Source organism: Lentzea sp. NPDC005914 (assembly GCF_040629405.1).
Taxonomy (GTDB): Bacteria; Actinomycetota; Actinomycetes; order Mycobacteriales; family Pseudonocardiaceae; genus Lentzea.
The window spans coordinates 47,192-66,648 of the sequence record NZ_JBEXVQ010000046.1; the positions used below are offsets into that span (position 1 = coordinate 47,192).

At 69.5% G+C, this 19,457-nt stretch carries 15 protein-coding genes; 11 read left to right on the forward strand and 4 right to left on the reverse strand.

The features are described 5' to 3' along the window. Nucleotides 1-66 precede the first annotated feature (66 nt). The 3 genes from ABZ345_RS41365 (at nt 67) to ABZ345_RS41375 (ending at nt 4,167) form a co-directional block, all read left to right on the forward strand. Nucleotides 67-2,733, forward strand: coding sequence for an RICIN domain-containing protein (locus tag ABZ345_RS41365; protein WP_359860438.1), 2,667 nt, complete (start codon nt 67-69; stop codon nt 2,731-2,733). 145 nt (nt 2,734-2,878) lie between these two features. After that, a complete protein-coding gene (locus ABZ345_RS41370) occupies nt 2,879-3,403 on the forward strand; it encodes a SigE family RNA polymerase sigma factor (RefSeq protein ID WP_359860439.1) in 525 nt (174 codons plus the stop codon). After that, the gene (locus tag ABZ345_RS41375; RefSeq protein ID WP_359860440.1) at nt 3,400-4,167 is read left to right on the forward strand and encodes a hypothetical protein; all 768 of its coding nucleotides are present in this window, start codon (nt 3,400-3,402) and stop codon (nt 4,165-4,167) included. Before ABZ345_RS41370 ends, ABZ345_RS41375 begins: the two co-directional genes overlap by 4 nt. Here ABZ345_RS41375 and ABZ345_RS41380 read toward each other — a convergent pair. Continuing rightward, a complete protein-coding gene (locus ABZ345_RS41380; protein ID WP_359860441.1) occupies nt 4,164-4,673 on the reverse strand; it encodes an Lrp/AsnC family transcriptional regulator in 510 nt (169 codons plus the stop codon). The genes ABZ345_RS41375 and ABZ345_RS41380 overlap by 4 nt on opposite strands. A 59-nt stretch (nt 4,674-4,732) precedes the next feature. Here ABZ345_RS41380 and ABZ345_RS41385 point away from each other — a divergent pair, with 59 nt between their 5' ends. Then, a complete protein-coding gene (locus tag ABZ345_RS41385; RefSeq protein WP_359860442.1) occupies nt 4,733-5,326 on the forward strand; it encodes a LysE family translocator in 594 nt (197 codons plus the stop codon). Here ABZ345_RS41385 and ABZ345_RS41390 read toward each other — a convergent pair. Further along, entirely contained in the window at nt 5,309-5,611 is a 303-nt protein-coding gene (locus ABZ345_RS41390; RefSeq protein WP_359860443.1) for a DUF2218 domain-containing protein, read from the reverse strand. The genes ABZ345_RS41385 and ABZ345_RS41390 overlap by 18 nt on opposite strands. Before the next feature lie 121 nt (nt 5,612-5,732). Here ABZ345_RS41390 and gndA point away from each other — a divergent pair, with 121 nt between their 5' ends. Together gndA and dacB are read left to right on the forward strand one after the other, a co-directional pair. Continuing rightward, nucleotides 5,733-7,163 (forward strand): NADP-dependent phosphogluconate dehydrogenase, encoded by a 1,431-nt coding sequence (gene gndA / locus ABZ345_RS41395; RefSeq protein ID WP_359860444.1) that lies wholly within the window; start codon nt 5,733-5,735, stop codon nt 7,161-7,163. Then, nucleotides 7,160-8,698 carry a D-alanyl-D-alanine carboxypeptidase/D-alanyl-D-alanine-endopeptidase gene (gene dacB / locus ABZ345_RS41400; protein WP_359860445.1) on the forward strand — a complete coding sequence of 513 codons (1,539 nt, stop codon included), beginning with the start codon at nt 7,160-7,162 and terminating at the stop codon, nt 8,696-8,698. Before gndA ends, dacB begins: the two co-directional genes overlap by 4 nt. A gap of 57 nt (nt 8,699-8,755) precedes the next feature. On the opposite strand, the gene ABZ345_RS41405 is transcribed toward dacB, so the two are convergent. Together ABZ345_RS41405 and ABZ345_RS41410 are read right to left on the reverse strand one after the other, a co-directional pair. Continuing rightward, a complete protein-coding gene (locus tag ABZ345_RS41405) occupies nt 8,756-10,963 on the reverse strand; it encodes a SulP family inorganic anion transporter (RefSeq protein ID WP_359860446.1) in 2,208 nt (735 codons plus the stop codon). A 538-nt stretch (nt 10,964-11,501) separates the two neighbouring features. Continuing rightward, nucleotides 11,502-11,819 carry a hypothetical protein gene (locus ABZ345_RS41410; RefSeq protein WP_359860447.1) on the reverse strand — a complete coding sequence of 106 codons (318 nt, stop codon included), beginning with the start codon at nt 11,817-11,819 and terminating at the stop codon, nt 11,502-11,504. Nucleotides 11,820-11,986: 167 nt separating this feature from the next. On the opposite strand from ABZ345_RS41410, the gene ABZ345_RS41415 reads away from it, so the two are divergent. From ABZ345_RS41415 to ABZ345_RS41435, 5 genes are all read left to right on the forward strand, one after another. Further along, nucleotides 11,987-12,832 (forward strand): helix-turn-helix transcriptional regulator, encoded by an 846-nt coding sequence (locus ABZ345_RS41415; protein WP_359860448.1) that lies wholly within the window; start codon nt 11,987-11,989, stop codon nt 12,830-12,832. 32 nt (nt 12,833-12,864) lie between these two features. Further along, nucleotides 12,865-13,047, forward strand: coding sequence for a DUF397 domain-containing protein (locus ABZ345_RS41420; RefSeq protein WP_359860449.1), 183 nt, complete (start codon nt 12,865-12,867; stop codon nt 13,045-13,047). 319 nt (nt 13,048-13,366) lie between these two features. Beyond that, nucleotides 13,367-16,201, forward strand: a complete 2,835-nt coding sequence (locus ABZ345_RS41425; RefSeq protein WP_359860450.1) for a BTAD domain-containing putative transcriptional regulator — start codon at nt 13,367-13,369, stop codon at nt 16,199-16,201. Nucleotides 16,202-16,271: 70 nt separating this feature from the next. After that, complete coding sequence (locus ABZ345_RS41430; RefSeq protein WP_359860451.1) at nt 16,272-16,424, forward strand: hypothetical protein; 153 nt, start codon at nt 16,272-16,274, stop codon at nt 16,422-16,424. A 14-nt stretch (nt 16,425-16,438) separates the two neighbouring features. Next, a complete protein-coding gene (locus tag ABZ345_RS41435) occupies nt 16,439-19,405 on the forward strand; it encodes an AAA family ATPase (RefSeq protein ID WP_359860452.1) in 2,967 nt (988 codons plus the stop codon). Nucleotides 19,406-19,457: the final 52 nt, after the last annotated feature.

Sequence of the window (19,457 nt, forward strand, 5' to 3'; positions counted from 1 at the left end):
CGGAAACCTTTCCGGCAGCAGCGGCAACCAGGTGCTGAAGACGATCGAGCCCTGGGAGTTGCTGCGATGAAGAAGTCCGCGTCCACATCGGACCGGCGGCGGAAACCCACCCGCCACCGCAGGACGATCGCCCTGGCGTTGAGCGCCTCGGCGGTCGCCGGGTCCTGCCTGTCCTACGTGCTGTTCACGAAGGACTCGGACGCGGTGGCCGTGGACGCCGCCGCCTACTACCAGTTCGTCTCCGCGAGCAGCGGCAACGCGCTGGACGTGGCGGGCGGGGACGGCGCCGACGGTGTGCGGATCCAGCAGGAGCAGCCCGCCACCGGGTCCGCCAGCCAGCAGTGGCGGGTCAGGCCGGCGGGAGAGGGTTTCTACCAGCTGGTCAACCACAACAGCTCGAAGGTCCTCGGTGTGCGGGACACCGGCGTCGAGCAGCAGTCGGACACCGGGGCGCCCTCCCAGCAGTGGAAGATCAGCGAAGCTGGCGACGGTGATGTGAAGATCGTTTCGCGGGGTAGCGGGATGGTGCTGTGCGTGAACGACGGCCCTGACGCCCAGGCCGTCGTGCAGGCCGCCGACCAGGGCGGTGCCGGGCAGCGGTGGAAGCTCGCGAAGGCGGCCGCTCCCGCCACGCCCAAGCCTCCGGCCGTGATCGCGCAGCCGAAGCCTTCGCCGGCCACGTCCGCCGCACCGTCCACATCGGTCCCCGCGGCGTCCGGCAAGTACTCCTGGCGCAACGTGCCGATCGCGGGTGGCGGGTTCGTCACCGGGTTCGTCTTCAACACCGGCCGCAAGGACGTGTTGTACTCGCGCACCGACATGGGTGGCGCGTACCGCTGGGACGCCAAGGCGGGCCAGTGGATCCCGCTGACCGACTGGGCCGGGGACTGGAACCTGCTGGGCATCGAGAGCATGGCGACCGACCCGGTCGACCCCGAGCGCCTGTACCTCGCGACCGGCACCTACACCAACGAGTGGGCCGGCAACGGCTCGATCCTGCGCTCGACCGACCAGGGAAAGACGTTCCAGCGCACCAACTTGCCGTTCAAGCTGGGCAGCAACGAGGACGGCCGGTCCATGGGCGAGCGGCTCGTGATCGACCCCGCCGACCACGGCACGCTGTACCTCGGCACCCGCAAGAACGGACTGTGGCGCAGCACCGACTACGGGGTGACGTGGAGCCAGGTCTCGAGCTTCCCCGTCAAGGACGGCGGCAGCAGCGGTGTCGGCCTGTCCTTCGTGACCTTCGGGCCGGCCGGCAGCAAGACGATCTATGTGGGTGTCGCCGACAAGACCACGTCGCTGTACCGCTCGACCGACGGCGGCGGCACGTGGCAGGCCGTGCCCGGTCAGCCCACCGGGTATCTGCCGCACCACGGCGTCCTGTCCGGTGACGGCACGCTGTACCTGACCTACACCGACGTTCCCGGGCCGAACGGCGTCAAGGCCGGATCGGTGTGGAAGTACACGCCGTCCAGTGGCGCCTGGAAGGACATCTCGCCCATGCCGGGCAACGGTTTCGGCTTCGCCGGTCTCGCCGTGGACCCGCAGCGACCGGGCACCGTGATGGTCACGACCCTCGACCGCTGGTGGCCGTCGGACGAACTGTTCCGCTCCACCGACGGCGGCGGCAGCTGGAAGGCGCTGGGCGAGACGTCCGTGCGTGACGCGTCCGGTGCCCCGTACGTCGGCACCGGCATCGGTCACTGGATGGGCGCGATGGCGATCGACCCCTTCGACTCCGGCCACGTGCTCTACGGCACCGGGTCGGGCCTGTGGGCGAGCAAGGACGTGACCGCGGCGGACAAGGGCGGCTCCACCCACTGGGCGATCCCCGTCAAGGGCCTGGAGGAGACTGCGGTCCTCGGCCTCGTCACGCCACCGGGCGGCAAGCTGGTCAGCGCTCTCGGCGACATCGGCGGGTTCCGCCACGACGACCTGAACAAGGTGCCGGCCGCGGCCTCGTCCGGACCGCGGTTCTCCAACACCACCGGTATCGACTTCGCGCAGGCCAAGCCGAACGTCGTGGTCCGCGTCGGCAACAGCAGCGAAGCGCGCGGCGCCTACTCCTCCGACGGCGGTGCCACCTGGACCGGGTTCGCGGGTTCTCCGGTGAACGGGGCGGGCGGCGGCACCGTGGCGGTCTCGACCGACGGCGCCACCGTGGTGTGGACGGCCTCCGGGCAGTTGCCGTACGTCTCCACCGACCAGGGCAAGACCTGGAAGGCGTCCTCGGGCCTGCCGTCCGGCACGACGGTCGTGGCCGACCGCGCCACGCCGAGCACCTTCTACGCGCTGAGCCGCGGCACCCTGTTCGCCAGCACCGACGGCGGCAGGACGTTCACCGCACGCGCCACCGGTCTCGCCGATGGGCGCGTCAAGGCTGGCACGGCCGGGGACCTGTGGCTCACGCACGGCGGCGGCCTCCTGCACTCCACCGACGGCGGGGCGAGCTTCACGAAGGTCAACGGCGTGCAGGGCGCCGACGGCATCGGCTTCGGCAAGGCCGCTCCCGGTGCCCAGCACGAGGCCCTGTACCTCATCGGCACGGTGAACGGCGTCACCGGGATCTTCCGGTCCACCGACGACGGCGCGGCCTGGACGCGGATCAACGACGACCGCACCCAGTTCGGCGGCAACACCGGCGGCGTCATCACCGGCGACCCCGACGTGTACGGCCGTGTCTACGCGGGTTCCAACGGTCGTGGCGTGCTGATCGGCGAGCCGTCCTGATCACCGGTCGGCCACGGCCCATGCCCCGGGCCGTGGCCGACCGGTCTACTAGCACAACAGGTACCCAGCAACGAACAGGTACCCAGAAACGCCAGGTACATTGCCGCCCAACGGGGGCACGGCAGGGAGAGGGCAAGCGAGGCCCATGCTCGTCGACCACAGATCGGCGGAGTTCCACGACTTCTTCGAACGCCACCACGCCGAACTGGCCCGCCTCGCGTGGCTGCTCACCGGTGAGGCGGATGCCGCCGACGATCTGGCCGCGGACGCACTGGTCGCGTTGTGGCAGCGCTGGGACCGGCTGCGCGGGGCAGAGCATCCGCTCGCGTACGCCCGTGGCGTGGTCGCGAACATGGCACGGGAACGCATCCGGGCCGCGACGCGCGAACGGCGGCGGATCGCCCTGTTCTGGTCTCGCGGCCCCGAGCAGGTGCGGAGCCCGGACGTCGCCGCGGTGGTGGACGTGCGGGCGGCGCTGGACGGGTTGCCGTTCCGCAAGCGGGCCTGTGTCGTGCTGCGGCACGCCTTCGACCTGTCGGAGAAGGACACCGCGCTCGCGCTGGGCATCTCGGTCGGCGCGGTGAAGAGCCAGACCTCGAAGGGGATGGCCGAGTTGGAACGTGTGCTCGGTGCGCGAGCGGACGTGGTCATGGGAAGGGGGAACCAGTGACCGAGCGGATCAGCAGGCGACTGCGGGAGGCGGCCGAGGCGCATCAGCCCGACCGCGTCCGGATGCTCGCCCGTGTCAACCAGGGCATGGCCGCCAGCACGACGACTCGTCCCGTGTCCGGCATCAGGAGGTCCTGGTCCAGGGTGACACTCGCCGGCGTGACCGCGGCAGGTGTCCTGGTCAGCGCCGGACTCGCCTTCGCGGGCTTCGTCCAGACCGGACCGCCCGCGGAGACGACCATGCCCGCCACCCCGAACTCGGTGAGCACGCCCAGCCCCGCGCCGCCCAGTCCCACCGGCAGCTCAACGCCCCCGGTCATCACCCGGCAGGACCCGCCGCCCGACCCGAACCCGCCGTCGAGCCCGGAGACCAAGACGGCGGACGGGCCGTTGTCGTCGAAGGGTTCCGTCAATCCGAACAGCCACACCTTCTGGACCCAGGACGACCTGGTCCTCGACGTTGCCGCGCCGCTGACCAAGCTCACGGTGGAGGTGCACATCGGCCAGACCGGTGGCGTGCAGAGCACCGGCCAGTGGCAGACCGCGCCGAGTGACGACTTCACCGTCACCGTGAAGGAGATCGACGGTGAGGTGGTCTACCGCTGGGAGCTCAAGCCCGGTCGCACCGTTCCCGCCGCACGGCAGGACTTCGCGGTGCAGTACAACCACGGCAGCGGCGCTCGTGACGGCAAGGCCGACCGGTACGGCGTGATGGCCACGGCGGCGGGTCGCGACTACGCGGTGTGGGGCGGCTTCAAGTCCTAGTCGGCACGGCGGCGGCGGTGCGTGGGCCGCAGGTTCGCCGGAGGCGTCAGCGCACGGGTCTCCACCCGCTCCAGCACCACCGAACTCGTCAGGTTGCGCACCTCGGTCCGCGACGCGATCTTGTCCATCAGGAACGCCTGCAGGTGCGTGGAGTCGGCGACCGCGATGTGGATCAGGAAGTCGGCCTGGCCGGACACGTGGAACACCGCGCGCGTCTCGGCCTGAGCCATCACGAACGCGCGGAAAGCCGCCACCACGGGCCGGGTGTGCGGCCGCACGTTCACCGCCACCACCGCTTCGAGAGGCAGCCCCGTGGTGGCCGGATCGACGACGGCGTGGCAGCCGGTGATCACGCCCAGTTCGCGCAGCCGCCGCACCCGTTGCAGACAGGACGAGGGCGCCAGGCCGACGATCTCCGCCAGCGCGCGGTTGCGCAGGGTCGCGTCGTTCTGCAACTCCTCCAGGATGTGCCAGTCGACCGAATCCAGTTCGGCTTGTTCGCGCATAAGCGAACATCGTACTGACCAGCTGGAACGCGGCAGAACAAAGCACAACGATCGGCGGCATGCACATCGCGTGGACGTCGTTCCTGGTCGCCCTGCTGATCATCATGATCGTGCCGGGGCCGGACTTCGTGCTGATCATGGGGAACGCGGTGCGCAGCCTCAAGCGAGGCACCCAGGCCGCGCTTGGCGTGGTCACCGGGCTGCTGGTCCACGCCACGCTGGCCACGATCGGCCTGTCAGCGCTCGTGGCCGCGGTGCCGACAGCTCTGCTCGTGGTGAAGGTGATCGGTGCGCTGTACCTGGCCTACGTCGGCTTCATGACGCTGAGGACCGCGAACAAGCCCGCCCAGGACCAGGGCGGCAAGGGCAACGTGTTCCTGCGCGGGATGCTGTGCGATCTGTTGAACCCCAAGGTGATGCTCACGTTCCTGAGCCTCATCCCGCAGGCGATGGACCCGAACAGCGCGCCACTGCCGCAAGCCGCACTGCTGAGCGCCGTGACGGTCGGAGTCTTCGCGTTGTTCTGGGTCATCGTCGTGCCGCTGGCGCGTCAGCTGGGCACGCTGCTGAGCAGGCCCAGGATCCGCGCCACGTTCGAGCGGGTCTGTGGTACCGCTCTCATCGGCATGGCGGCGTCAGTTCTCGCCGCCTGACTCCCACGAGACGGACAGCTCGTCCCGGGTTCCGAACCGGATCAGGTGCCGCTCCACGACGTCCTGCAGCCGCGCCACGTCCTCCTGCGACGTGCAGACGACGCGCATGATCAACGCGTCGGACGAGGCCTCGAACTCGGCCAGGCCGAGGGAGAACCGGACGAAACCGCGTGTGTCCTCCCAGGACCCTTCCAGATCCTTGTGCGTGAAGTGCTTCACCAGCTGCGAGCCGTACCTGGAGGCGCGGTCGGTCGCCGAGCGTCCCACGCTCGTGAATTCCGTCATGCAGCCAACTTACGCCTAGCAATACGTACCGGCACGTGACGCGGTTCACCTGGCAAAACGGAGTCTGAGAACACCCTGTGACGTCTCGCGTAAACAGGAAGAACACGGCAGGCTGTCGCGTATGACGGAAGGCAAAGCACGTATCGCGGTCACCGGTCTCGCCACCATGGGCAGCAACCTCGCGCGCAATCTCGCGCGCCACGGCTTCAAGGTGGCCGTGCACAACCGGACGCCCGCGAAGATGAAGGCCCTGCTCGACGAGCACGGCCACGAGGGTGACTTCGTCGGCGCCGAGACGCTGCAGGATCTGGTCGACAGCCTGCAGACGCCGCGTCAGATCATCATCATGGTCAAGGCGGGTGGCCCGACCGACGCCGTCATCGACGAGCTGAGCGGGCTGCTGGAGCCCGGCGACATGGTCATCGACGGTGGCAACGCGCACTTCAACGACACGCGCCGCCGTGAGGCCGCGTTGAAGGAGAAGGGGCTGCTGTTCGTCGGCGCCGGCATCTCCGGTGGCGAGGAGGGCGCGCTCAACGGACCCAGCATCATGCCGGGTGGTCCCGCCGAGTCCTACAAGCACGTCGGGCCGGTCTTCGAGGAGATCGCGGCCAAGGTGGACGGTCAGCCGTGCTGCGTGCACGTCGGACCGGACGGCGCCGGGCACTTCGTGAAGATGGTGCACAACGGCATCGAGTACGCGGACATGCAGCTGATCGCCGAGGCGTACGACCTGCTGAGCCGCATCGGCGGGCAGACGCCGGCCGAGATCTCGGACGTCTTCACGCAGTGGAACTCCGGCGACCTCGAGTCGTACCTGGTCGAGATCACGGCAGAGGTGCTCAAGCACGTCGACGCCGACGGAACCCCACTGGTGCAGGTCATCGAGGACGCGGCCGAGCAGAAGGGCACCGGCCGCTGGACCGTGCAGGAGGCGCTGGAGCTGGGCGTCCCGGTCACCGGTATCGCCGAGGCCGTGTTCGCGCGCAGCCTCAGCGGCCACACCGACCAGCGCAAGGCCGTGCGCGAGGCGTTCGGTGCGAACGAGGTCGTCGCGAAGCCCGACGCGGAGCTCGTCGACGACGTGCGCCAGGCGCTCTACGCGTCGAAGGTCGTCGCGTACGCGCAGGGGTTCGACATGATGCGCGAGGCGTCGAAGAACTTCGACTGGAACATCGACCTCGGCGCGATGGCGACGATCTGGCGCGGCGGCTGCATCATCCGCGCGCAGTTCCTCAACCGCATCCGTGAGGCCTACGACGCGAACGCGGATCTCGCGTCTCTGTTGGTGGACAACTACTTCCGCGACGCCGTGCAGAACGCGGAGGCCGCTTGGCGCAGGGTTGTGGTCCGTGCGGTCGAATCCGGTGTTCCGACTCCTGGCTTCGTGTCCGCTTTGGCCTACTACGACGCGCTTCGCTCGGAAAGGTTGCCTGCCGCTCTCGTTCAGGGACAACGGGACTTTTTTGGCGCACACACGTACAGGCGCATTGATCGGCCCGGTAGTTTCCACACGTTGTGGTCGGGTGATCGATCAGAGGTGGAAGCGTGAAATTAGGAATTCTGGGGGCGGTCGTCGCTGCGACGGCAGGGTTGACTCTGACGTCGAGCGGCGGCGCGGTGGCCGTCGGAAACGAGGCACTGACCCGCGATCTCGACACGATTCTCGCCGACAGCGGGCTCAAGGGCGCCGACGTCGGCATCACCGTGCGGGACGCGAACACCGGTGAGACCGTCTACACGAGGTCGGGAAACAGGCGCTCGCAGGTCGGATCGAACCTGAAGGTGCTCACCACGACGGCGGCGCTCGACCTGCTCGGACCGGACTACCGGTGGAAGACCGAGCTGCAGTCGTCGGGCACGCAGGACGGGTCGACGCTCAACGGCGACATCGTTCTGCGCGGCACCGGCGACCCGACGATGTCCGCGCTGCGCTACCAGGCGCTGGCGGACACGTTGAAGAGCAAGGGTGTCACGTCGGTCAGCGGTTCGCTCGTGCTGGACGACACGGCGTTCGACTCCCAGCCGTACGGTTTGGGCTGGGCGTGGGACGACGAGCCGTACTCGTACAACGCGGAGACCTCCGCGCTGACGCTGTCGCCGGACGCGAAGTTCAGCGCCGGCACGGTCGTCGTGCGCGTGAAGCCGGGTGCCGCGACAGGTGACCCGGTTCAGGTGAGCGTCGAACCGGCGAACGACCAGGTGCAGATCCGGAACACGGCGACGACCAACGGCGACGCCGGTATCACGGTCGAGCGCGAGCACGGCACGAACGTGATCAACGTCAGCGGCTCCACCTGGGTGGAGACGACGGCGCTGTCCACCGTGAAGGACCCGACCTCCGTGGTCGGTTCGGTGTTCCAGAAGGCGTTGGCGGCCAACGGTATCCAGGTCGCGGGTGGTATCAAGCGGGGCAAGGCGCCGCAGGGTGCCGCGGTCCTCGCGTCCGACCAGTCCACGACGCTGGGCCAGCTGATGAACCCGTTGCTCAAGAACAGCAACAACATGCTGGCCGAGGTGCTGGTCAAGTCCGCGGGTGGCTCGTTCACCAACGGTGTCAACCAGCTCAGCCGCAAGTGGGCCGGTCTCGGTGTCGACCCGAACTGGGTCGAGATCTTCGACGGTTCCGGTATGTCCAGGATGGACCAGATGGCGCCGGACGACCTGGCGTCGATCCTGATCAAGGCGAAGTCCAAGCCGTGGTTCGGCACGTGGCAGTCGTCGCTGCCGGTCGCCGGCCGGGACGGCACCCTCGTCAACCGCATGAAGGGCACGCCGGCCGAGGGCAACGTGATCGCCAAGTCCGGGTCGATGTCCGGTGTGTCGGCGCTGAGCGGCTACGTCACGACGCAGGCCGGTCGGCAGCTCGTGTTCTCGCTCGTGCAGAACAACGTGGTGCTGTGGGTCAGCCCCAAGACGATCGAGGACAAGGTCGCCGTGAGGCTGGCGTCCGACGGCGGTGCCCAGGTGGCCACGCCGAAGACGCAGTCCGTTCCGGAGCAGCGCAAGGCTCCGGCCGAGAAGCGCACCAAGGTTCCGGCCAAGGACCGCTTCGACGTGGAGTGCAGCTGGATCGGCACCTGCTAGCAGTGTGAAGTGCTGAACTGGAGCCGCCTCGGGAAACCGGGGCGGCTCCAGTGCTTTCTAGGCCGGAGACGGCACGGGCTCCAGCCCGTTGCGGTCCGGGTCGACCAGGTAGACGCGGGCGTTCGAGATGTCGAAGTACATGCCCTTCAACGTCAGCGTGCCCGCCGTGATCGCTTCCCGCACGCACGGATAACCGAGCAGGTTGTCCAGCTGCTGGGCCACGTTCGCGACGGCCAGCCGGTCGGCCACCGGAAGGTCCGCGCACCCCGGCGAGCTCGGCGCGTGGAACCGGATCAGCGACGGTTCGGCGTTGCGCAGCCACGAGTGCAGGTTCGTGCCGCGCGAGGCGGATCCCTTCACCAGCGCCTTCATCGCGCCGCAGTCGGAATGTCCACAGACGACGATCGTGCTGACGTTGAGGATCTCCACGGCGTACTCGATCGCCGCGCCGACGGACCGGTCGTCCGCGGTGGACATCGGCACCAGGTTGCCGATGTTGCGCACGCAGAACAGGTCACCCGGCCCGGACGTGGTGATCAGGTTCGGCACCACGCGGGAGTCCGCGCACGTGATGAACAGCTGCTGCGGCTGCTGCCCGCGCAGCGCCAGCTCGTGCAGGAACGGACGCACCAACGGCGCCGACCGCCGTTCGAACTCGTGCATTCCCAACAGCATCGGGTCGCTCTCCGCCGATGAACGCTGGGCGGGCAGCGTCACGGGTGAGCCCTGCCAGTGCGACCACGGCGCGAACCAGCGCGGCAGCGGGCCGGGCAACGTCTTGCGGCGCCCCGGTTTGCCCTGGTCGGCCCGGTCGTACCAGGTGTCGTGCACCTCGTCGACGCGCACCTGGCCGCCGAGCCGTTCGTAGCCCTCGCGCCAGTCGTTGATCGCCTCGTAAGACGCGTGGTCCAGGTAGTCGACGTGCAGCTCCAGCACCACGTGCTCGCCCAGCGGCAGCCGCCTCAGCTCGCGCACGAGCCGCCCGACTCCCAGGAACACCAACGATCCGCGCACGCACACCCGGTTGCCCTCGACCCGAACCGAACAGTGCGTCAACCGGTACAACGCGCGCAGCAGCGCGATGGCGAGCCCGACCACGACACCTTCGAGCAGTCCGAAAAGGACAACTCCGAACGCGGTCGCCGCATACACCGAGAACTCACGGTGCTTCCACAACGTCCGCATCCGGTCCACCGACACGAGCCGGAGGCCCACGACGAACAGCACGCCCGCCAGCGCCGCCAACGGGATCATCTCCAGCACGGAGGGGAACGCCAGCACCGCCACCGCGATCCACACGCCCTGCAGGATGGCGCTGTAGCGGGTTTTCGCGCCCGCGGCGACGTTCGTGGAGCTCCGCGCGAGCCCACCGCTGATCGGCAGCCCGCCCAGCGCGCCCGCGAGCACGTTCCCGGTGCCCTGCGCGATCAGCTCCTTGTCCAGCCGGGCCCGCGGCCCGTCGTGCAACCGGTCGGTCGCCACCGCCGACAGCAACGACTCCATGCTCGCCACCAGCGCGACCGTGACGATGGCCGTGACCACCGCCCCGACGCTGCCCCGCGGCATCTCCGGGAACACCAGCGCGTGGCTGTCCGGCAGGTCGACCCGCGCGACGTCCAGCCGCAGCACGAACGCAAGCGCAGTGGCCAGGCCGACAGCCACCAGCGGCGCCGGTACCAGCGAAGCACGCGGAACCCGTGGCCACAGCAGCAAAGCCGCGGTCGCGACGGCACCGGCCACCAGGGACCCGATGTTCGACGAAGCCAGTTCTCCCGGCAGCAGCGCGAGGTTCTCGGGCACGGACGACGACGCCGTGCCGCCCAGCACCACCACGAGCTGCCCGGCGGCGATGGAAATGCCGATCCCCGCAAGCATTCCGTGCACCACGGCCGGGGACAACGACATCACCAGGCGGCTGATCCCGGTGAGCCCCAACGCGAGCTGCAGCACCCCGGCGGCCAGCGTGATCGCCGCCGTGGCCGCCCACCCGAACTGCGCCACCAGCGACGCCACGATCACCACGAGCCCGGTGCCCGGTCCGCTGATCTGCAACGGCGCCCCGCTGATCGCGCCGACGACCACACCGCCGACGACCGCGGAGATGATCCCCGCCATCAGCGGCGCGCCCGTGGCGTGCGCGATGCCCAGCGACAACGGGATCGAGATGAGGAACAGCACGAAACTCGCGGGCAGGTCGTGCTTGAGGATCAGCGGTGGACCGTGCGGGGTGTGATCGCCGGCGTCGGACTTCTGGAGATGGCTCATGACAAGGGGTCCTTTCTCGGAACAGCGACATGGCCCTGTGCGCAGAAGGCACAGGGCAAGGGGAGGGGGAGTTCGCTAGAGGCGGCCTAAGGGCAGCAAGAGGCGCGGCCGAACGGCAGCGAGCGCGTCGGCGCGGTCATGCGGGGTCGGCACGGGAACACCTCCGTGTCGGCACAGGCATCGGGTACGAGATCAGGCCGCGTCGCTCACCATGATGGCGGCGGAATCGGCTCTGTGGCAGATCTTTCAGCCAACCGTGTTGATCTTCGTCCAAGGCGTCACGCGAGGTGACGACGTGGTGCCGTGGTCGCCGGACTTTGCCCCGTATCCGTCGGTCAGACGGGTGTCTCGTGGTGCCGGCCCCACGTTCTCATCCTGGTTGGCTGTGGGCGTGGGGCCGGTGCCGCGAGGGACCCTGCTGAGCGGCGGAGACGCGGTGAAGGCCGGCGATCGCGGCACCAGAAGGGCCGGCTCCGGTCGGGGGGTGCGGAGCCGGCCCAAGTCAGGACGGAACTGAAGAACTATCGAGTTTCGAAATTCAGCCTACCGAGCGCAGGTGCTTGCCGTGTGAAGTCTCCTGGCCGACGACGGTCAGGATCAGCTGCGCAGACAGGTAGGCACGGCACGGTGCGGGCATCCTGCGGGTGAACCAGCCGCGCTTGCAGGTGGCGCACCGGCCGTGCTCGTCGGGCTGGTGTTCGTCCAGCAACGCCTTGACCACAGCGACCACCCTCGGCAGCTCTACCCTGGCGAGCACGAGGGCGGTCTGGTCGTCGCCGCGCTGGGCGAGCTCGGTGAGTGTGGCCAGATGCGAGTGCAGCGACTTGTCCAGTTGGCTGAACACCGTGACGGCCATCAGGCTCAGAGCTCCAGTCCCTACGTAAGCAGCCCATGCAGCCTGGCCCGCCCTCCCGGCGATCTGCAAGTTGCAGTACACGAATGGATGACGTCCCTTTGCGACGCCCTGGTTCGGTCTCAAACTGAGACGAGACCAGGAGGTGTGGATGGCACCCAGGAGGCGTTATGCGGGGTAGCAGCCCGACCCTGCGCAAGCGTCGGCTCGTCAGCGAGCTCAGGCGACTGCGCGAAGCGGCCGAGCTGACGATCGAGGAGGTGGGCGAGCGCCTGGAGTGCTCGGCCTCCAAGATCAGCCGCATCGAGACGGGACGTGTGGGTGTGAGCCCGCGAGACGTGCGGGACATGCTCACGGCCTACGGTGCGGACACCGCCACCCTCGAGGAACTGGTCCAGCTGGCCAGGGAGGCCCGCCGCAAGGCGTGGTGGGACGAGTTCGGCGACATCGTGCCCGGCCGATACGTCGGGTACGAGGCCGATGCGGACTCGATAAGGACCTATCAGGGGCTGATGATCCCGGGTCTGCTGCAGTGCGAGGCGTACACGAGGGCGTTGATCTCCCAGGTGCTGCCTGATCCGAGCACCGCCGAGATCGACCGCAGGGTCCGGTTGCGCAAGGCCCGGCAGGCCTTGCTCAGCGAGGACGACCCGTTGCGCCTGCACGTCGTGATCGACGAGGCGGCCCTGCGCAGGCTCGTCGGCGGCACCGAGGTGATGCGCACCCAGATGGCGCGTCTTCTCGAAGTCGGTGCACTGCCGAACGTCACGATGCAGGTCGTGCCGTTCAGCGCCGGTGGTCACGCTGCGATGGACGGCCCGTTCGTCATCCTGAGCTTTCCCGAGCAGCTCGACCCCGACGTGGTCTACATCGAAAGCACACGAAGTGGCGTCTACCTGGAACAACAGTCGGACGTCCATTGGTACGCCGAGATGTTCGAGCGTCTGGTGAAATCCGCCCTGAACAGCAGGGATTCGGCCACCCTGATCACAGAGATCGCTCGCACTCTCGCGTGACTGCGACCGGGAGTGAACAGACAGTGGAAAGCTTGCGTTGGCGCAAGAGCAGCCGTTCGTCCGCCGGTGGGCCCGAGTGCGTCGAGATCGCGCTCGTCCCAGCCGGTGCGGCGGTCCGTGACAGCAAGAACGCGGACGGATCGCGGTTGAAGTTCGGCGACGCCGGATGGCAGACCTTCCTCGCTGCCGCGAAGACCGGCTCTTTTGTCAGCTGAGAAGACCCGAAAGCAGAAGGCCCCGGTCAGGGATTCCTGACCGGGGCCTTCGACTTAGGGGACGTGAGCCGGCCGGCGTTCCGCCGCCGCGGGCTGGATGCCCCTTGCACGCCGGCCGACCCACGTCGATCATGGGGAGCAGCGGGTGTTCCGCTGTCCGGTCCAATCTGGCCCGACTGCTCGATCTCCGGTTTCCGTTGATCTCGCCGTCTGTGGTTGGTTGGACACGCTAAGCGTAAGAATGCCTTCTACAGCACGACTGGAGCCCGACTGAAGTGATCTTCAAGCTCCAGGTGACCACCAGGCGAAGGACAGGTCGGTGACGAACGGCGAGGAACCCCTGCGGTTCGAGGTTCTCGGCCTTCTCCGGGTCGTTCGCGCAGGTCACGAGGTGGATCTCGGTGCGGCGAAGCAGCGCGCCGTCCTCGCGGTGCTGCTGCTGTCGCGCAACACGCCGGTGAGCCGGGGCCAGATCATCGAGGCCGTCTGGGGCGACAACGTGCCCTCGAGTGCGGTCAATCTGGTCCAGACCTACGTCGCCGGGTTGAGACGCGCCCTCGAACCGACCCGCGCCCGCCGTGCTCCGGCCGAGCTGCTGACGTCGGTCGGCGACGGCTACCTGCTGCGCGTCGAGCCCGGCGCGCTGGACCTCGACGTGTTCGAACGTCAGGTCCTGCTCGCGAACCGCATGCGCGCGGCCGGTGACCTCGCCGGAGCCGCGGTCGAACTGGACGACGCTCTGGCGTTGTTCCGCGCCGAACCTCTGGGCGGCGTGTCGGGCCTCTTCTGCGACGTCGAACGCGGTCGTCTCGTGGAACGCCGTCTGGCCGTGCTCGAAGAACGCGCTGAGCTGGGGCTCGCGATCGGTCAGGGACCCGAGCTGGTGTCCCAACTGACCTCGATGGTCGTCGAGCACCCGTTGCGCGAACGCGGGCACGGGCTGCTCATGCGGGCGTTGGTGCAGGCGGGTCGTCAGGCCGAGGCGCTGGCCGCCTACCGCGAGGCCCGTCGCGTGCTGATCGACGAGCTCGGCGTCGAACCGGGCCCCGAACTGCGCCGCGTGCACCAGGCCGTGCTGGCGGGGGACAGCCCCGAGCCCGAACGAGCGCCCGTGCGCGTGCCTGCGCAGGCGGCCGCCCCCGAACCCGCGCCGATGACGATTCCCGCCCAGCTCCCGCGCGCGCCCGTCTCGTTGATCGGCCGCGACGCCGAGCTGGCGTTCATGGATCTGCTGCTCCGCGACCACGACGGCCCGGTCATGCTGGTGACCGGTCCGGCGGGCGTGGGCAAGACCGCTCTGGCGTTGCACTGGGCGCATCGCGTGCGCGAGGAGTTCCCGGACGGCCAGCTCTACGTCGACGTCCACGGTTACGACCCGAACCGCGAGCCGCTGGAGATCGGCGAGGTCCTCAACCGGTTCCTGCGGGCTCTCGGCGTCCCGGCCGGCGACACGCCCGTCTCGGTGGACGAACGTTCGGCGATGCTGCGGACGTTGCTGGCCGACCGCCGCATGCTCGTGATGCTCGACAACGTCCGCGGCTCCGCCGACCTGTTGCCTCTCCTGCCGGGCGCGCCTTCGTGCGTCGTGGTGACGTCGCGTCGCCGTCTGGTCGGTCTGGTCGCGCAGGTCGAGGCCAAGCTGATCGAACTCGACATGCTCGACCCGGACGCCGCCGTCGACGTGCTGGGCCGCATCGCCGGCCGGTCGGACATCGAGGCGGACGCTCTTCGCGAGCTGGCCGCGCTGTGCGACGGCCTGCCGCTGGCGTTGCGCATCGCCGCGGCCCGTCTGGCCGTGTCCCCACGTCTGCGCGTGGCGGAGTTGGTGGAGGAACTGCAGGACGAGCACGGCCGCCTGGCCGCGCTGGGCCTGGAGGACGGTGAGGGCACCGTACGGGCGGCCCTGGACGCCTCCCGCCGCGCGCTCCCGCCGCTTCCTTCGCGTCTGCTGGCGATCATCGGCCTGCACCCCGGCGCCGACCTCTCGTCCCACGTGGTCGCCGCCATGGGTGACGTCCCGCTGCTGGAGGCGCAGCGGGCCCTCGACGCACTGACCGCGGCGAACCTGCTGTCCGTGAGCGAACCGGGCCGCCACGTGGCCCACGACATGGTCCGCGTCTACACCAAGACCCTGGCGGGCGAGCTCTCCGAACCGGAACGCCGCGCCGCCACCGGCCGCATGCTCGACTACTACCTGCACTGCGCCGACCTGGCCGACGGCATGCTCCCGATCAACCGCGGCAGCGTCCTCGTCGCACCCGAACACCGCCCGGCCCACGTGCCCTCGCTCACGGGCGCGGCCGACGCGATGGCCTGGTTCGACACCGAACGCGCCAACCTGATCGCCGCCACTGAGCACGCCTCCGTGTCCGGCTGGCACGTCCACGCCTGGCAGCTCCCGTACACCCTGTCGCGCTACCTGTGGCTGCGGACCGAGCGCGAAACCTCGTTGCGCATCACCGAAGCCGCCCTGCAGGCCGCCATCGCCCTGAACGACGACGACGCCCGGTTCGTGATGCAGTTCAACCTGGGCGTGGCCCTGTTGCAGCTGGACCGCCCCGACGAGGCCCTGCACGCCCAGCGCGGCGCGCTGGAAGTGGCCCGGCGCAAGGCGGACGTGCACCAGCAGGCCCGCGCCCTCACCACGATCGCCGGCACGTTGCAGGACCTGGGCCGCGCCGCCGAGGCCGAGGCCCACTACCGCGAGGCCATGGAGATCTCGCGGGTCGCGGGCTCGAAGTGGGCCGAGGCCAACGCCCACCACCACCTCGGGCTGCTCTACCTGAACACGCAACGGTTCGACGACGCGATGCCGTGGCTGCGCGTCGCCCTGCGGATGTACCACGAGGTCGGCGAACAGTGCGGCGAGGCAGCGTGCCACGTGGACATCTCGACCGCTCTGCTCGAAACCGGTGACACCGACGGAGCGCTGTCGTCGGCACGGGTGGCTCTGGCCGTGGCGTGCGACGCCGTGTCGCCGTACCACCAGGCGCTGGCTCATGATCGTCTTGCCGCGGTGTTCGACAGCCTCGGCGCGGCGGGGGCGGCGGCGCACTGGCAGCGGGCGCTCGCCCTGTTCACCGAACTCGGTGCTCAGGAGGCGGACGGCATTCGCGCCCGGCTCGCGAGGGCGCGTGCGGTGACCGTGGGGTAAGGGGTTCGCGGCCCGAACCTGCGTGATCGCCCGATGCCTGAGGTAAGGCCTCAGGGCCACTGTCGCCACCATGACCGAATGGACCCCTGAGGCGATCAAGGCGGAGATCGACTACCGGCGTGGCAACGCCCGGTGCAACTGGCAGCGATCGAACGGCGGCGCGCCGTCGTGGTTGAGCCGAGTGATCCACCGCACCTCTGCGAAACCCAGCAGCACCCGCTGATGACGTGTGCGAGCATGCCACTTGTGGCGCGCCTCGGTTCCGGTATCCCGTTGGTCGCGCGCGACCGCGAGCTGGACCGGTTGCGCGCCATGCTGGCGCAGGCAGGTGAGGGCACGGCGGGAGCGGTTCTCCTGGCCGGGGACGCGGGTGTCGGCAAGACGCGGCTGGTGGACGAACTGGCGGCCAGCGCCGACGACACCCTCGTCCTGATGGGACGGTGTCTCGACGCCGGCGAGACCGGCCTGCCGTACCTGCCGTTCGCCGAGGCGCTCAGCACCATGAAGGACACCGCGAACCGCCCCGCGCTCGCGATGTTGCTGCCCCAGCTGGCACTTCCGGCCGCACGCGAGCCCGGTACCGAGGGCATGATCGCGCCGAGTCTCATCCCGGGACGCAGGCCGGAGCAGGACGTCGGGCAGCTCCAGCTGTTCGACGCGGTGCTCGGCCTGCTCAGCGACCTCTCCGAACGGCAGCGCGTGCTGCTGGTCGTCGAGGACCTGCACTGGGCCGACGCGTCCACCCGGTACCTGCTGTCGTTCCTGTTGGCGCGCTTGCGTTCCCAGCGCCTGCTGGTCGTCGCCACCTACCGCGCGGACGACCTGCACCGCACCCATCCGTTGCGCCCCTTGCTGTCCGAGCTGGTCCGGCTGCCCGCCGTCGACCGCATGGACCTCACGCCGTTCAACGCCGCGGACGCCCGCAGGTTCGTCGAGGCCCTGTCCGACGATCTCCCGGAGGACGTCGTCCGGCAGGTGGCGGAACGCTCGGAAGGCAACGCGTTCTTCGCCGAGGAACTGATCGCGGTGGCCACGTCCGACGACAGGTCGTTGCCGTCCGCGCTCGCCGACGTGCTCCTCAGCCGTGTCGAGAGCCTGAGTCCCGAGGCGCAGCACGCCGTTCGCGTGGCGTCGGCCTGGGGGCGCCGGGTGCGGCACTACCGGCTGCACGAGGTCTCGGGCCTGGCGGACATCGCGTTCGACACGGCACTGCGCGAGCTGGTCCAGCACCACCTCCTGGTCGTGAGCGACGACGAGGTCTACACCTTCCGCCACGCTCTCGTCCGGGAAGCCGTCTACGGCGATCTGCTGCCCGGTGAACGGGTGCGGCTGCACGCCGCCTACGCCCGCCACCTCGCCCAGAGGCTGGACGAACGCGGTTCCTGGGCGGCGCTGGCCCACCACGCCTTCGAGAGCCACGACCTGCCGCTGGCGCTGAAGGCCTCGATCCAGGCGTCCAAAGAGGCCGAACGCGCCGGTGCACCCGCGGAGTCGTTGCGCTACCTGGAAAAGGCGCTCAACCTGTGGAACGCGGTCTCGGCAGGGGACCGTCCGTCCGATGTGGACGAGTCGGTGCTGCTGCGCAGGGCCTCCTGGGTCGCGGGCACGGCAGGACAGCCGGAACGGGCCGTGGCGTTCGCCCGCAGTGCCACCAAGGCCATCAGCGCCGAGCAGACGCCGGAGGAGGCGGCCGAGATCTGGCTGCGGCTCTCGCAGGCGCTCTCGATCCTCGACGGCAACGAGGAGGAGCACTTCCTGGCCCTCGGGAAAGCGCTCGGCCTGGTGCAGGACCGCGAGCCCAGTCCCACCCGCGCCCGCGTGTTCGCGGGCAAGGCGTCGTCGTTGCGCCAGCAACGCAGGGACGCCGCGGCGCGGGAAGCCGCCGAGCTGGCGATCGCGGACGGCCGGGCGGCGAACGCGCCGGGTGCGGTCGCGGACGGCCTGGGCACCCTGGCGATCCTCGACGACCACGCGAGCCGGCTTGAGGACGCCAAGGCCAGCTTCGCGCGTGCGATCGACTGCGCGCGTGAGGTCGGCGCGTTCAACAACGAGCTGAGGGCTTGGTACTACTACGGCCTGATGCACTACGACCACGGCGATCTGGCCGAGGCGGCCCGTGTCTTCAACCTGGCGGGCGACCGGGCCAAGGAGACCGGCCTGACGTGGAGCATGTTCGGGCTGGAGATCCGCATCCTCCAGGTGCTCGTGCACTACTACATCGGCGACTGGGACTACGCGGCGTGGGCCAGCGAACCGCCCGGCATGTCCGTGTCGTCGACGGTGCTGGCCCGGCTGGCGTCGGCGAGCACGCACCTCACGGTCTCGCGCGGCGACCTGGCCGAGTCGGAGCGCATGATCACGAAGCTGCGCAGCGACTGGCACCGCGACATCCAGATCGCGCTGATCAACGGCGGTACCGGCGCGGAGCTCGCGTTGTGGCGCGGCCGTCCGGAGCTGGCGGTCGAACGCGTCACGGACGCGCTGGCGTGGGCGCGCAAACTCGGCGGACCGTGGATGCTCGCGGGCATCAGGATCGGCGCGATCGGCATCGCGGCGCACGCGGAGATCGCGGCCAAGTCGCGGCGCAAGCGGGACGGCGAGGCCGAGAAGAACGCCGTCGAAGAAGGACACAAGCTCGCCGAGCACGTGCGACTGACCGCCGAGAACGGCAAGCCGCGGGCCGGAGTCCTCGGCCCGGAAGGCCGTGCGTGGCTGGCCCGCGCGCTCGCCGAGGAGTCCCGGCTGACCGGCTCGGGCGACCCGGAGCTGTGGCAGGCCGCCGTCGACGCGTTCGCGTACGGGGTCGTGTTCGAGCAGGCGCTGTGCCGGTGGCGGCTCGCGGAGGCGTTGCTGGGCGCGGATCGCCGGGAGGAAGCCGCCGAGCAGTTGCGCCTGGCCGACGAGGTGGCCACGAGGCTCAAGGCCGTGCCGCTCGCCGAAGCCGTCGCGGCGGGTGCCAAGCGGGCCCGGATCACCCTCAGAGCTGACGAGCCGGTCAGGGACCACGTCGACCTCTTCACCCCGCGCGAACGCGACGTGCTCGCGCTGGTCGCGGCCGGACGGACGAACCGCGAGGTGGGCGAGGAGCTGTACATCAGCGAGAAGACGGTCTCCGTGCACCTTTCGCGGATCATGGCCAAGCTGGGGGCGTCCCGGCGGGCGGAAGCGGTGGCCATCGCGTACGACCGAGGTCTGCTCGAATAGCACCGGTTGTCATACCTCAGGCTGATGCTCAACGCGTCGCGGAGTTGATGTC